The following is an 11,948-nucleotide window of genomic DNA, read 5'->3' on the forward strand; positions in this document are numbered from 1 at the left end:
TAGAACTAAACTGATAACGCTAGTATAATACACTTACTAAAAATAAGCAAACTGTTTTTACTTTTTATCTCTAACTTGTATTACGATTAACACTAACCTTAGCTGACATACAATTCTTCTCTTTGATTCTTTCCAGTATTATTAGTATAATGAGTATGTTTTTCAGAATCTAACCGAAAGCAATAGAGTGGAGAGTATAAAATGATGAATAATTTTTGGGCAGATCTACCAAAGCCTTTTTTTATTTTAGCACCGATGGAAGATGTGACCGATGTTGTCTTTCGCCATGTTGTCAAAGAAGCAGGCGCACCGGATGTCTTTTTTACTGAATTTACGAATTCGGATAGTTATTGCCACCCAGATGGTAAGGATAGCGTGCGTGGACGTCTCGTTTTTACCGAAGATGAACAGCCGATGGTCGCTCATATTTGGGGCGATAAGCCTGAGTTCTTTAGAGAGATGAGCCTTGGATTAGCCGAAATGGGTTTCAAAGGTGTCGATATCAATATGGGTTGTCCTGTCCCTAATGTAGCGGGGCGTGGCAAAGGGAGCGGCCTTATTTTACGACCAGAAGTAGCGGCTGAACTGATTGAAGCAGCCAAAGCTGGCGGTTTACCCGTTAGTGTTAAAACACGTATCGGCTATGCGGAAATCGCTGAGTTGGAAGACTGGATCACTCACTTATTAAAACAAGATATTGCCAACTTGTCTGTTCATTTAAGAACACGAAATGAAATGAGTAAAGTCGACGCCCATTGGGATCTTATACCTCAAATCATGGAAATCCGTGATCGCATTGCACCGCAAACACTGATTACGATCAATGGTGATATTCCTGATCGTCAAACAGGTCTGAAACTTGCAGAGCAATACGGTGTAGATGGCATCATGATTGGTCGCGGAATTTTTAAAAATCCTTATGCGTTTGAAAAGGAACCGAAAGACCATTCGCCTCAAGAGTTGCTTGGATTATTAGAGATGCAGCTTGATTTACAGGATCATTATGCGGAAATAGTTCCACGCTCCATCGTTGGTTTGCACCGTTTCTTTAAGATTTATGTGAAGGGATTTCCTGGCGCTAGTGACTTGCGTGTGAAATTAATGGGGACGAAATCGACAGATGAAGTGCGAGAGATTTTAGGGGCGTTTTATAAAGTGAAACCAAATGAGCCTTTATCAGAATAATACGGTTATATAGTTGTTTTAAGCGCATCTAGAAATAGAGCGCTTTTTCTTTTACTACCGAGATTTAGTAAGTACGAAAAAAATAGTATAAAAAAGCACCCACTTTTTGTAGGTACTTCATATAAGATATCGCAATGTTTTGTTATCAAGGTCTCTAAAAACTTAGTCAGCTTTATAATAGACATACTCTGCTCGAACAGATGTCGCGGTGTTTTGCGTACCCACAGCAACAATTTTATCTCTGGTGATATCCCCTTCTAATATGTCACCCATTATACCTTTTGGTAAGAAGGACACGTAGATTACCGCACTTGGGAGATTACTTCGTAAAGAAACAAACCCTTGGTTCTCTTCAAGCCCTAATTGTTGTTCATACGATTTGACTTTATTACTATCTCCCATAAACGATACTAACTCAGGCGTCCCCTCTGGTGAATTTAGTTGGGGAATATCTACATTTAGCCCAGTTATTTCTGCGGCTTGCTTCTGGTTTGAAATGTCTGTAAAACTCATTGTATTGTTTGCCACAAAAATTGTATTTCCTAATCCATTTACCCAAGTTCCATTGAGACTTGTGAAATCACCTTGTTGAATTTGAGAAAGGTCCATCGATTCAATGACTTCGTTTGCTTGCCCTTCTCCTGTTTGTTCCTGTGATGCATCTGTTTCTTTTGTCTCCTGAACTATGCTAGATTGCGTAGTTGTTTGTTCTGTGGTTTCTTTAGTTTCTTTGGTTTCTTTCATACTAGTAGTCAACTCTGTAGTTTCTCTACTGCTAGATGATGTTGTAGCCGTATCTACGCTTGATTTACCAGAATTGTTACACCCTACTAAAACCCCCAGAAACACCAGGCTCAAACCTAACAAAATAGTGCTCTTTATTTTTTTCACACCAAATCCTCCAAGTCTTTTGTATAACCTTTAAACTATACGTATCCCTGTTATAATAATATACATTATACGCCTCGTCTATCTTTAAATGATAGCTAACTAGACTAGCATAACCTTTCTACATGCTTCAAGGAAAGGTTTTACTCGGTTTAACGCCTATTTTTCTTAATAAATTCACTAATATCTCGCATACAATCTTCTGCCTGTGGATAATTTCCTACATGATCAATGTATGCATGCCCCATACCTTTGTATAAAGTAAAGGTCGTATCCACTCCTAAATCAACCAATTTTTTAGCATATGCTAAGCTTTCAAAGGTTAAGAAGTCATGTTCTCCTGAAGTGATCATCGTTGTTGGCATTTTTTCACTGACTGACATATAGGGTGTTAAGTATTTATTTAAAATATCTTTTGTCCCTAAAATATCGGATAAACTGGTCGTCATTTCACCAAAAATCTCAATACCGGGACGAATAACATTGGCTTGTTTCGCGTAAATCGCTACATCCTGATCGATATCAAATTCAGTATATTCATCCTTGATCCCACCCATATTAAGCGTTGGGTAAAGTAAAATTTGACCACATACATCGTCACGATTTTCTTCAATATTTCTGTTACTACAATACGCTGTTAAGTTCCCACCAGCGCTATCTCCCGCGACGAAAATACTCCGCTTATCAGCTCCCCATTCTTCCACATGGTCGGCTAACCATCTTAAGCCAGTGTAACAATCCGTATGCCCGATTGGAAAAGGATTTTCAGGTGCTAAACGATAGTCGATACTGACCGCAATCATATTGGTTTGACTAACAAATAACCTCAAGGCTTCTCTCACAACATCCGTACTACCAGCAAAGAAACCACCGCCATGAATAAAATAGAGCACAGGTGAATGAGCCATCGGTTTTTCCGATTGAAAACGAGTCATGGGAATATCAAAACCATCTTCCGCTTTAATCGTAAAAGTCATTTCTTTAATGTCCTCTTCAACCATTGGTGTCGAATCTACGCTATTAAACATTTTTCGCAAACGTTTGATTGATTTTGGACTAGCATCCATTTTCAGCATACTTTTGGGGATAAATTTCATCAGTAGACTCATTTTTTTAGCCCCTTTATACACCCGTGGATCCATCGCACCATCAATATCGCAATCTGGAATTGGTTTTACGATGACCGACACATCGCGACGTGTTTCTGTATATTGATTATTTTTAATCGCTTCTACTAATTTTAGATCGTATTCCCGTGCCATTATGATTCCTCCCAAAAGTGAAATGATTAATTTTCTTCTAATTCTTCAAGTAAATGATACAAAGCTCCCAACAATCCAGCTTCATTTCTAAAATGACAAGGAACAATTTCTACTGGCGTCAACATCGTCTCTAACACTGGAGCAGAGGCAAGTAATTGTTGATATTGTTGCTTTATTTCTTCCACAAGAATTGGTTGTGCGCTGATACCGCCACCAATAGCGATTCGTTGTAAATCAACGACTGATTGAACATTCATGATCACAATGACCACATTGCGACAGAATTCTTCAAATAATGGATAAATCAATTCATTTTTCTTTTCTAATTCTTCGAATACTTTTTTACCATCTAAAAGGTCCTCTAACTTCAATAAGTTTGACGTTTGTCGAATGAAATTTACTGCCGAACCTTTCGCTCCCGCCACAGTCTCCAAACTGATTGGAAGATTCGTTGAAAGGAGCATGAAACTTAACTCCCCTGCTTGGAAATGACTGCCTGAGTGAAGTGCTTTATTTAAAACAAGACCGCCACCAATGCCTGTACCAAGTGTCATCACACCACCATTTTCGATGTCTTTTAACTGCCCTAACCACAATTCAGCAAGTGCAGCTGATTTGCCATCGTTCATTATGGCACATCGCAGGTTCATATAAGATTCAATAAATTCTTTCAAATGAAACTGATGTAAGTAAACCAACGCTCCACCATGATAGACAACTCCTTCTTTTGAATCGATTTTACCCGGACAACTAACAGCTACCGCTTTAACTTGTCCTTTGTATTGATCAAGAATACCAGTTAAACAGCTTTTGAACTCTTCAATATTCTTTGGTGTCTCTTCTTTTTTCACAAAAATAATTTGGCCACTACGATTAATTAAGGCGTGCTTCATGTAGGTGCCTCCAATATCAATACTTAAAAAGTGAGTGGTTAATTCAGTCATTCGGGTTTCCTCCTATTATCTCTTGAAAAGATTTTAATAGCGCTTTCAATTGTATTCTACTCGTTTCAGAGAGAAATAATAGTATAATTTTATGATTAATGGTATTTTTATATCAAAGGGGCTGAAAATGATGATAGCGCTTATAAAATTTTTGAATCATCTATCCGATATCGCTATTTTTTCTTATATTGTTGTGGATAAAGTAAATGGACAGATCAGTCACCAGAAGAATCTTACCAAGATTCAGTTGACAGATAAACAAATTCAACGAATAATCACGCAAACAAGTATCATTCATAATTACTATTTCAAAGAACAAAAATTGCTACTATTCGCTTATGATACCGACGAGTTAAATCAATTGGTTTGTCTATTCATTGATGATGAAGTCGGCAATTTCATTTCTCACAATGACCGGTTATTGAAGATTTCTGAAACCATTCATCTATTTATGAAGGAAAAAGAATTCACCACTAAAGAAGTTCAGTCTCTCAATCAAAATATTCTCTACCTAAGAAAAACGATCATTGAAAAAGTACTAAGTGAACAAATCGAACAACAACTTTATCACCACGACTTTGAAAGTGAAGAGGCTATGTTTATCGAAGTAATGAACGGTAACGAAGAAAGGTTAAAAAGAGACTATTACGCTTTTCAAAAAAATAGCCAAACAGGCCTACTTTCAACTGAATCAGAATTGAGAAATCAAAAAAATATCTTAATTGTAGCCGTAGCGATTTCCACAAGATATGCGATTAAAGGCGGCGTTCCACATGAACGAGCGTATACTTTAAGCGACAACTTAATTCAAGATATTGAACGAAAAAATCACTTTCAGAGCGCCCAACCACCCGTCTTAGAAATACTCCTATTATTTTGTAAAGAGGTACGTAAATACAATTATATCAAATACTCTACTACGGTCAAAAAAACGTGTGAGTTTATTCATAAAAATATCTACTCGAATTTATCTGTCCCGATGATTGCGGCTTACACCAATTACTCTGTCCCTCATTTATCTATGTTGTTTAAAAAAGAAGTAGGACTTTCCCTCAATCAATATGTGATGAAGCAAAGAATTGAAGAAAGTAAGCGATTATTAGAATTTAAACAGTACGATTTAAACACGATCAGCTCATTACTTCACTTCAACGATACAAGTTATTTCATTAAAGTATTCAAAAAATATGAAAATATGACCCCAAAAAGTTACTGGCACGAAAAAAATTAAGGAGGCTCAACATGACTTTTGAACATGAATTTATTGAATATACACACGAAATGATTCCTATCAATTGGATTGTTCATGGGGCAGACCATTCCACCGGTCCTGTGCTGCCCCATTGGCACACGTCATTTGAAATTTCTTACACCTATTCTGGAAAAATTGAAAACTATACAATCAACAACGTTACCTATCAAACCGAGCCTGGCACAATTTTGTTCATTAATTCAGCTGAGGTACATGGCGCTGTTTCCAGTTATTGCGCCGATCTTGAAGCATTGACGATCCAGATACCTTATGACTTTTTAAGTAAGCTGATTCCTCACTTTGAGTTTATGCGTTTTGATAATCTCCCTTCTGGAAAACTTGCGCAAGTCAATCAATTACGGGAAGCGTTAAGTCAGTTTTATCATCTAGTCAGACGGAAACCGAAAGAATTTTTAGAGCTACAATTAATCCGTTTAACTTACGAAATAATCTACCTAATGGCAAAAGATTGGATGCATCGTGAAAAAATGCCGATCAATTCAAATGTCTACCATCGAAATTTAGGTCAGATGCAGCCGATCATTTCCTTTATCCAAGAAAATTATCAGCAAGAATTATCTGTTGGAATTTTAGCGAACAACTTTCATATGTCAACGAATTATTTAAGCAAACTTTTTAAAAAAAGTCTTGGATTAAGTGTCATGAAATATGTCCAGCTAGTTCGAATCAATCGAGGGCAAGAATTATTACTTCATAGTGAAAAACCAATCCATGTGATTTCTGATATCGTAGGTTTCCCTAATGAGAAATCATTCAGAAGAACCTTCGAAGACGTTTTCCAGCAAACACCCAAAAAATATCAATTGGACTATCGAAAAAAAAGAATGGCAGAAAATGACCTTTTTTCCGATAGCTTCTGCCCCTTTTAATGAGTGAATTCATGATATCCTTTGTTTGTAATCGATTACAACAACATATTGGAGGACCTATCATGAATAAAAACAGCTTTTTATTTAAACCGTAGGATGACATAAAGACAAGATCAAGGATTGAACCTGATTCCCAGATTAAAAGTCTGGTGCGCTACCGTTTACGCTCTTAGCTATGATTATCAAGAGAAACATTAGATAGACGATTATTTTTGTGTGAATAGTCTAACTTTTTTAACCCTCTCATAGACAAGCGGGAATGGTTTACAAGATTTCAGATTTTTAGAAAAGTGAAATTTGATGTCTGAATTCAAAATACCGATCAATTTTATTTTTTATTCTTTGAGACATAGATTTTACAGTTCCAACTTCAATTTTCATTTCTTTAGCAGCTTCCCCATAGGTCATGCCAACAGTATGAATATAATAAAATAAGTCTTCTTTTCTTTTGCTAAAAATTGAAAAAATCTCTCTTACTTGAACCCATTGATCTTTTTTCTTTCACTATAAACTTCCTGTAACTGAAACAAAGTCTAAAAAAACAGTGGATGATTTTGCAAAATTTATGGATATTTAGAAGAGTTACATTTTTTATGCATTCAATAAACTTAAAATGATTAAAAAAAGGCACCCTCTCTTAATGAGAAAGCGCCTTGAAATGTTGATATATAAAGATATATTAACGTTTAGAGAACTGTGAAGCTTTACGAGCTTTTTTAAGACCTGGTTGTGTGTCAGAGATTTTGACAGAGTTGAAAAATCCTTTAGTAGCAATGGATTGAGTAATATTTTAATAGGTACAGTTTTAATGGATTTCAGCACATTTTAAAACTCTCGTACCTCAAGACGTACCCAAAAATACACGTGAATCAGAACAAGACTATCTTTATAATCATGCCTCATCCTCGTTGAAAATACATTTAGACAGTCTCTTTTCTTAATTTCAAAGTAATACCGATAAGAACACTAACCACAGCAATATAACAAACAATACTCATCACAGAAAATCCAAAAGTAATTTCTGTACTTGGTAGCGGGGAATACGCAGTTCCTCCAATAACTATATTAGGAAAGTTCATAAGATTTGTCAGACTGTACTTACTTGAAGTGATATTAAAGTTTGAAATAAAAACAAATGAAATCAGCAAAAATATATTGATTATAAGATTTCCAGTGAATAACGAGACGAAATAACTAACCAGGGAAAAGAAAATAACCAATATAGAAAAAAGAAAAACACATTGGAAAATGAACGTTGTAATCGAAATTATCTCAACATTTCCAGTCTCAGTAATTTTTGATACTGGATAATTAAAATTACCAATTCCATTCTTTAATGCCGAGACAACAAAAGAAATAGCTAAGCTAATATAAATCAACAATAATGCGCTAAATATTGTTCCTACAATTTTTACTAACAATTTTTTTGAAGTAGCGAGTGGGGAAACATTGAAAAAATCAATCGTTTTTCTTCTTTTTTCAAATGTTGAAAAATTGGCAATGATAATAAAAGATACAAATAAAAAATACATATAGGGCAGTAAATCAGAAAATACATAATATAGATAGTTTATCGCTGGAATTTTATTAAGCGAATAATCAACTTGTTCAATTTTATGGGAAATCAAATAATCAAGTTCACTAACCTTTTTTTCCTGCTCTATTTGGGGAGCAGCCACTACAGATCCTTCTTTCATTGAGTTTAGTAAAGCAACCTCTAATTTATATTCTACTTGTAACAGCTTTTCGTTATCGTTGTTTTTTAATGCACCTAAGGCTTCTTCAAAATAACTATTTTCTTGCTTTGCTTCAGCAATAACTTTACGGGCTGTGGGATCATTTTTTGTTTGTTCTAAAAATACCTTATTGTTTTGTAATCGCTGTTCATACTGACTATTTTTAAAAGACTGATCACCATTCATAAAAAAAATAGGAGCAATCAAGATTATTAATAATAACAAAAACAGTAAATAGAGGCTTTTTTCCCTAACAATTTTTATAATTTCAAATTTAATCATTCTATAAAAGACCTCCTTTTTCAAAAATTTGTTTATACAACAAATTTAGATTACCTAAATTTTCAGTATCATAAACAATCTTTTTCTCATTCATAAAAACGACTCTTGAACAAATTTGTTCTATATTGTACAAATCATGTGAAGAAATCAAAATAATCTTCCCTTCTGTTTGAATTTCCTTCATAACCTTAATCATTATAGAGACGCTAGAAGGGTCAAGTCCATTTAAGGGTTCATCAAAAATAAGAACGGGACAATCACTGACCAAATACATTGCAATAATAAGATGTTGCTTCATGCCTAAAGAAAGATTCTTTATGCGTTTTTTCGCATACTCTCTCATTTTTAATTTATCAATGATTGTTTCGACAGAGATGTCACTCTTCCATACCTCCTTCACATAAAAAAGATGTTCATTAACTGTCAAATTTTGGTACAAACTTTCAGCGCTCTCAAAATAAAAGAATTGTTTTAAATAATTCACTCTTTCTTTAGTAACTTTAAAATTATTAATCGTTATACTCCCTCTACTATGGTTAATAAGGGTTGCAATTGATCTAAAAAGCGTTGTTTTTCCTGTACCATTAGGTGCAATGACACCAACCACTTCGTTTTTTAAAACCTCTAAGTTCAGTCCAGAAATAATTTCATTTTTCGATAGTTCAACAGATAAATTTTCTATTTTTAACATAACTTCCTCCTTCCTTAAAACAGAGATAAAACAACTACCCAAACAGCTACATGAAGAAAACTTAAAAAAATGTTGCAAAGAAAAAATAGAGTTTCATTCAAAAAAATATCTTTAAAATCATTTTTGTCAAAAATCTATTTATAAAAACATTATATATGTTATACTGTACATAATAACATATATAATGAAAAATCTTAAACTATTTTTAAGGAGGAAAAAAAATGAAAAAAAAGGTAAATGCATTGGCAATATCAGCTATGTACGGCGGGGTATTCTTATTTGGATTATGTAGTCAGACAGAAGTACATGCTTCTACAGAAATACCTAACAAACTCTCATCATTGGAAAAAAACTATTCTAGTCCAGAGGAAGCTATGAACGATTTTAAAATCCCTAAATCACAAGGTCCAATTTCAAGAGCTTGGGTTGAAACAGTTCCAAACATTGCAGATCAAGATCGTTATGGGAGTAATACTTGGAGCGGTCTGTATAATGTTCAGTATAGAACTATAAGAGTTCCTAACAACTATAACCGGACTTATAATGAACGAAAACCATCAAGATGGTGGCCTATTAACAATAGAACATACTATTGGCAATTTTTCTACAGAGTCTGGTAATACTTTAAATTTAGAAAGTTTAAAAAAAACTCAATAATGAAAGACAATGGCTAAAAGCAAGTTGCTTCTAGCCCACTCATTCGTAGTCGCAAAGAATGCAAAAGAAAACCACTCTATTCACCATAGAGTGGTTTTTGTGCTTCATTGATAAAAATATAGTATCGTTTTGCACAATCATCATACCAAAGATAAGATTAAAAATCAAATTTAGTATCACTTGAGTATTTTTTATTGCAATGATTTCAGCATAGCTAAAATATTTTCTAACTTTTCAAGATTATGTTTTATTTACACTCACATTGAATCTAGGTGACCGAAAAAGTGAAAGTTATGCCTTACAGTGGAAGCACATTGATTTAAAAGAAGGGACAATTCTTCTTGTTCAGAGTAAAGACAAAATCGGAAATTTAACTGCTACAAAAGGACGAAAAAATACTAAATTCCATTTACCAACTTCACTGATTGAACTTTTAACAAGGTGGAAAAAAGAGCAAGCAAAAGAATTATTAAAAGTTTGTATTAAGCAAACTTCTGACCAATTTCTTTTTACTTATACAGATAGAAAAGGCAATATCAACGTTCCTGTTCACATTGATTATCTCAATTATCGTATCAATTCCGTGAAGCGTAGACATCAACATTTAGCTCATGCGACACCTCACAAGTTGCGACATACCTTTAGTACCTTAGCATATGAAGGTGGGGCTTCAACGGAACAAATTTCAAGAGCTTTAACACATTCAGATACCAAAACAACAGAGGTTTATGTGAATACGCCAAATATTGTTGATTTATCTACTTATGAGAAATTTGAACAGCGATTGCAACAAGCCAAAGTACAAATTAAATAACAGGTCTAAGATAGCACACTTCACAACTTTCGCTTACGAGAAGAATTGATTTGAAAAAGTCGTACCCATTTTCGTACCCAAAGGCATAAAAAAAGACACTCTCCAAAATTTGGAAAGTGCCTTGAAACGTTGATATATAAGCAATATTAACGCTTAGAGAATTGTGAAGCTTTACGGGCTTTTTTAAGACCTGGTTTTTTACGTTCTACCATACGGGCATCACGAGTAAGAAGTCCAGCGCGTTTTAAAGCAGCACGGAAATCAGGATCTACTTCTAATAATGCACGAGCGATTCCGTGACGGATCGCACCTGATTGACCAGAGTAACCTCCACCATTAACGTTTACCATTACATCATAAGCGCCTTTAGTTTCAGTTACGCCAAATGGTTGGTTGATAACTTCACGCAAGTCAGCGTGTGGAATATATTCTTCAACATCTTTTTTGTTTACAGTAATTTTACCAGTACCAGGTACTAAACGTACGCGGGCAACTGCATTTTTACGACGGCCAGTGCCGATATATTGTACTTGAGCCAATGAATTTCCCTCCTTAAATTAGGTTAGTAATATCTAATACTTCTGGTTGTTGTGCAGCATGTGGATGCTCAGCTCCACCGTATACGTTTAACTTAGTAAATTGTTTACGGCCTAAAGTGTTTTTAGGAAGCATACCTTTTACAGAAGTTTCGATTAAACGACGAGAGTTTTTATCGCGTAATTCACCAGCAGTAACAGATTTCAACCCACCTGGGTATTGGCTGTGACGGTAGTAAATTTTATCACTTGCTTTATTACCAGTTAATTTGATTTTATCAGCATTAATTACAATTACGAAATCTCCAGTATCCACATGTGGTGTGAATGTTGGTTTATTTTTTCCACGTAAGATAGAAGCAACTACAGTTGATAGACGTCCCATTGGGATATCTGTTGCATCTACTACATACCATTTACGTTCTACTTCGCCAGATTTGGCCATATATGTTGTACGCACGATTCTTTCCTCCAATTTTCTATTCGATGTTTGACATTCACTTGAGTTTCCGGGGCTCATTGTGGGGCAAACAATACCATTTAATATGATACCTTCTATCACTAGTAAAGTCAATGAATTTCTAAGGTTTTCCACTATTTTTCTTCTAATTTTTTACGATAAAAAAAATTTACTTCTAATTTCAAAATAGAAAACACCTAAATATGCGTAATGTATATTACGCACCTTTCAAAAGTAAAAATGTATATTATTCCTAAAATATTTATTTTTATGTATATTTATTTATAAAAAGTGTTGATTTTTGCATTTTCAAGTGATATGATGAGAACAATCAAAAAAGACAATTAGAAA

11 protein-coding genes, 1 tRNA gene and 1 pseudogene are annotated in these 11,948 nt (G+C 34.5%); 5 read left to right on the top strand and 8 right to left on the bottom strand.

The window, feature by feature from the left end:
• The first annotated feature begins 201 nt into the window (after window positions 1-201).
• Entirely contained in the window at window positions 202-1,185 is a 984-nt protein-coding gene (locus BCR22_RS02650; RefSeq protein ID WP_069653451.1) for a tRNA dihydrouridine synthase, read from the top strand.
• A gap of 162 nt (window positions 1,186-1,347) precedes the next feature.
• On the opposite strand, the gene BCR22_RS15540 is transcribed toward BCR22_RS02650, so the two are convergent.
• From BCR22_RS15540 to BCR22_RS02665, 3 genes are all read right to left on the bottom strand, one after another.
• Window positions 1,348-2,076: a DUF6287 domain-containing protein gene (locus BCR22_RS15540; protein WP_205634347.1), complete on the bottom strand. Its 729-nt coding sequence runs from the start codon at window positions 2,074-2,076 to the stop codon at window positions 1,348-1,350.
• A gap of 149 nt (window positions 2,077-2,225) precedes the next feature.
• Window positions 2,226-3,335 (bottom strand): alpha/beta hydrolase, encoded by a 1,110-nt coding sequence (locus BCR22_RS02660; RefSeq protein ID WP_069653452.1) that lies wholly within the window; start codon window positions 3,333-3,335, stop codon window positions 2,226-2,228.
• Window positions 3,336-3,361: 26 nt separating this feature from the next.
• Window positions 3,362-4,279, bottom strand: a complete 918-nt coding sequence (locus tag BCR22_RS02665; protein ID WP_069653453.1) for an ROK family protein — start codon at window positions 4,277-4,279, stop codon at window positions 3,362-3,364.
• 127 nt (window positions 4,280-4,406) lie between these two features.
• Between BCR22_RS02665 and BCR22_RS02670 the strand changes: the two genes are divergently transcribed.
• Together BCR22_RS02670 and BCR22_RS02675 are read left to right on the top strand one after the other, a co-directional pair.
• Entirely contained in the window at window positions 4,407-5,510 is a 1,104-nt protein-coding gene (locus tag BCR22_RS02670) for a helix-turn-helix domain-containing protein (RefSeq protein ID WP_240485842.1), read from the top strand.
• Window positions 5,511-5,521: 11 nt separating this feature from the next.
• Entirely contained in the window at window positions 5,522-6,421 is a 900-nt protein-coding gene (locus BCR22_RS02675) for an AraC family transcriptional regulator (protein WP_069653454.1), read from the top strand.
• 104 nt (window positions 6,422-6,525) lie between these two features.
• On the opposite strand, the gene BCR22_RS15345 is transcribed toward BCR22_RS02675, so the two are convergent.
• The 3 genes from BCR22_RS15345 to BCR22_RS02685 form a co-directional block, all read right to left on the bottom strand.
• Window positions 6,526-6,596: transfer RNA gene (locus tag BCR22_RS15345), tRNA-Lys, on the bottom strand.
• 745 nt (window positions 6,597-7,341) lie between these two features.
• A complete protein-coding gene (locus BCR22_RS02680; protein ID WP_069653455.1) occupies window positions 7,342-8,439 on the bottom strand; it encodes an ABC transporter permease in 1,098 nt (365 codons plus the stop codon).
• 1 nt (window position 8,440) lies between these two features.
• Complete coding sequence (locus BCR22_RS02685; protein WP_010762228.1) at window positions 8,441-9,130, bottom strand: ABC transporter ATP-binding protein; 690 nt, start codon at window positions 9,128-9,130, stop codon at window positions 8,441-8,443.
• Window positions 9,131-9,351: 221 nt separating this feature from the next.
• On the opposite strand from BCR22_RS02685, the gene BCR22_RS02690 reads away from it, so the two are divergent.
• Window positions 9,352-9,750 (top strand): hypothetical protein, encoded by a 399-nt coding sequence (locus tag BCR22_RS02690; protein WP_010762227.1) that lies wholly within the window; start codon window positions 9,352-9,354, stop codon window positions 9,748-9,750.
• A gap of 284 nt (window positions 9,751-10,034) precedes the next feature.
• Window positions 10,035-10,601 (top strand): annotated as a pseudogene (locus BCR22_RS02695) (tyrosine-type recombinase/integrase); the annotation flags it as partial.
• A 146-nt stretch (window positions 10,602-10,747) separates the two neighbouring features.
• Here the strand turns inward: BCR22_RS02695 and rpsI are convergent.
• Window positions 10,748-11,140: a 30S ribosomal protein S9 gene (gene rpsI / locus BCR22_RS02700; protein ID WP_010762225.1), complete on the bottom strand. Its 393-nt coding sequence runs from the start codon at window positions 11,138-11,140 to the stop codon at window positions 10,748-10,750.
• A 13-nt stretch (window positions 11,141-11,153) separates the two neighbouring features.
• Window positions 11,154-11,600 carry a 50S ribosomal protein L13 gene (gene rplM / locus BCR22_RS02705; protein WP_303393681.1) on the bottom strand — a complete coding sequence of 149 codons (447 nt, stop codon included), beginning with the start codon at window positions 11,598-11,600 and terminating at the stop codon, window positions 11,154-11,156.
• Between the last annotated feature and the right edge of the window lie 348 nt (window positions 11,601-11,948).

Source organism: Enterococcus plantarum, assembly GCF_001730295.1.
In the GTDB taxonomy this organism is placed as follows: domain Bacteria; phylum Bacillota; class Bacilli; order Lactobacillales; family Enterococcaceae; genus Enterococcus_L; species Enterococcus_L plantarum.

Bases quoted from the DNA above. Each gene is read 5' to 3' on its own strand.
- BCR22_RS02650 (WP_069653451.1), top strand. From the start codon at position 202: ATGATGAATAATTTTTGGGCAGATCTACCAAAGCCTTTTTTTATTTTA.
- BCR22_RS02660 (WP_069653452.1), bottom strand. From the start codon at position 3,335: ATGGCACGGGAATACGATCTAAAATTAGTAGAAGCGATTAAAAATAAT.
- BCR22_RS02665 (WP_069653453.1), bottom strand. From the start codon at position 4,279: ATGACTGAATTAACCACTCACTTTTTAAGTATTGATATTGGAGGCACC.
- BCR22_RS02670 (WP_240485842.1), top strand. From the start codon at position 4,407: ATGATGATAGCGCTTATAAAATTTTTGAATCATCTATCCGATATCGCT.
- BCR22_RS02675 (WP_069653454.1), top strand. From the start codon at position 5,522: ATGACTTTTGAACATGAATTTATTGAATATACACACGAAATGATTCCT.
- BCR22_RS02680 (WP_069653455.1), bottom strand. From the start codon at position 8,439: ATGATTAAATTTGAAATTATAAAAATTGTTAGGGAAAAAAGCCTCTAT.
- BCR22_RS02685 (WP_010762228.1), bottom strand. From the start codon at position 9,130: ATGTTAAAAATAGAAAATTTATCTGTTGAACTATCGAAAAATGAAATT.
- BCR22_RS02690 (WP_010762227.1), top strand. From the start codon at position 9,352: ATGAAAAAAAAGGTAAATGCATTGGCAATATCAGCTATGTACGGCGGG.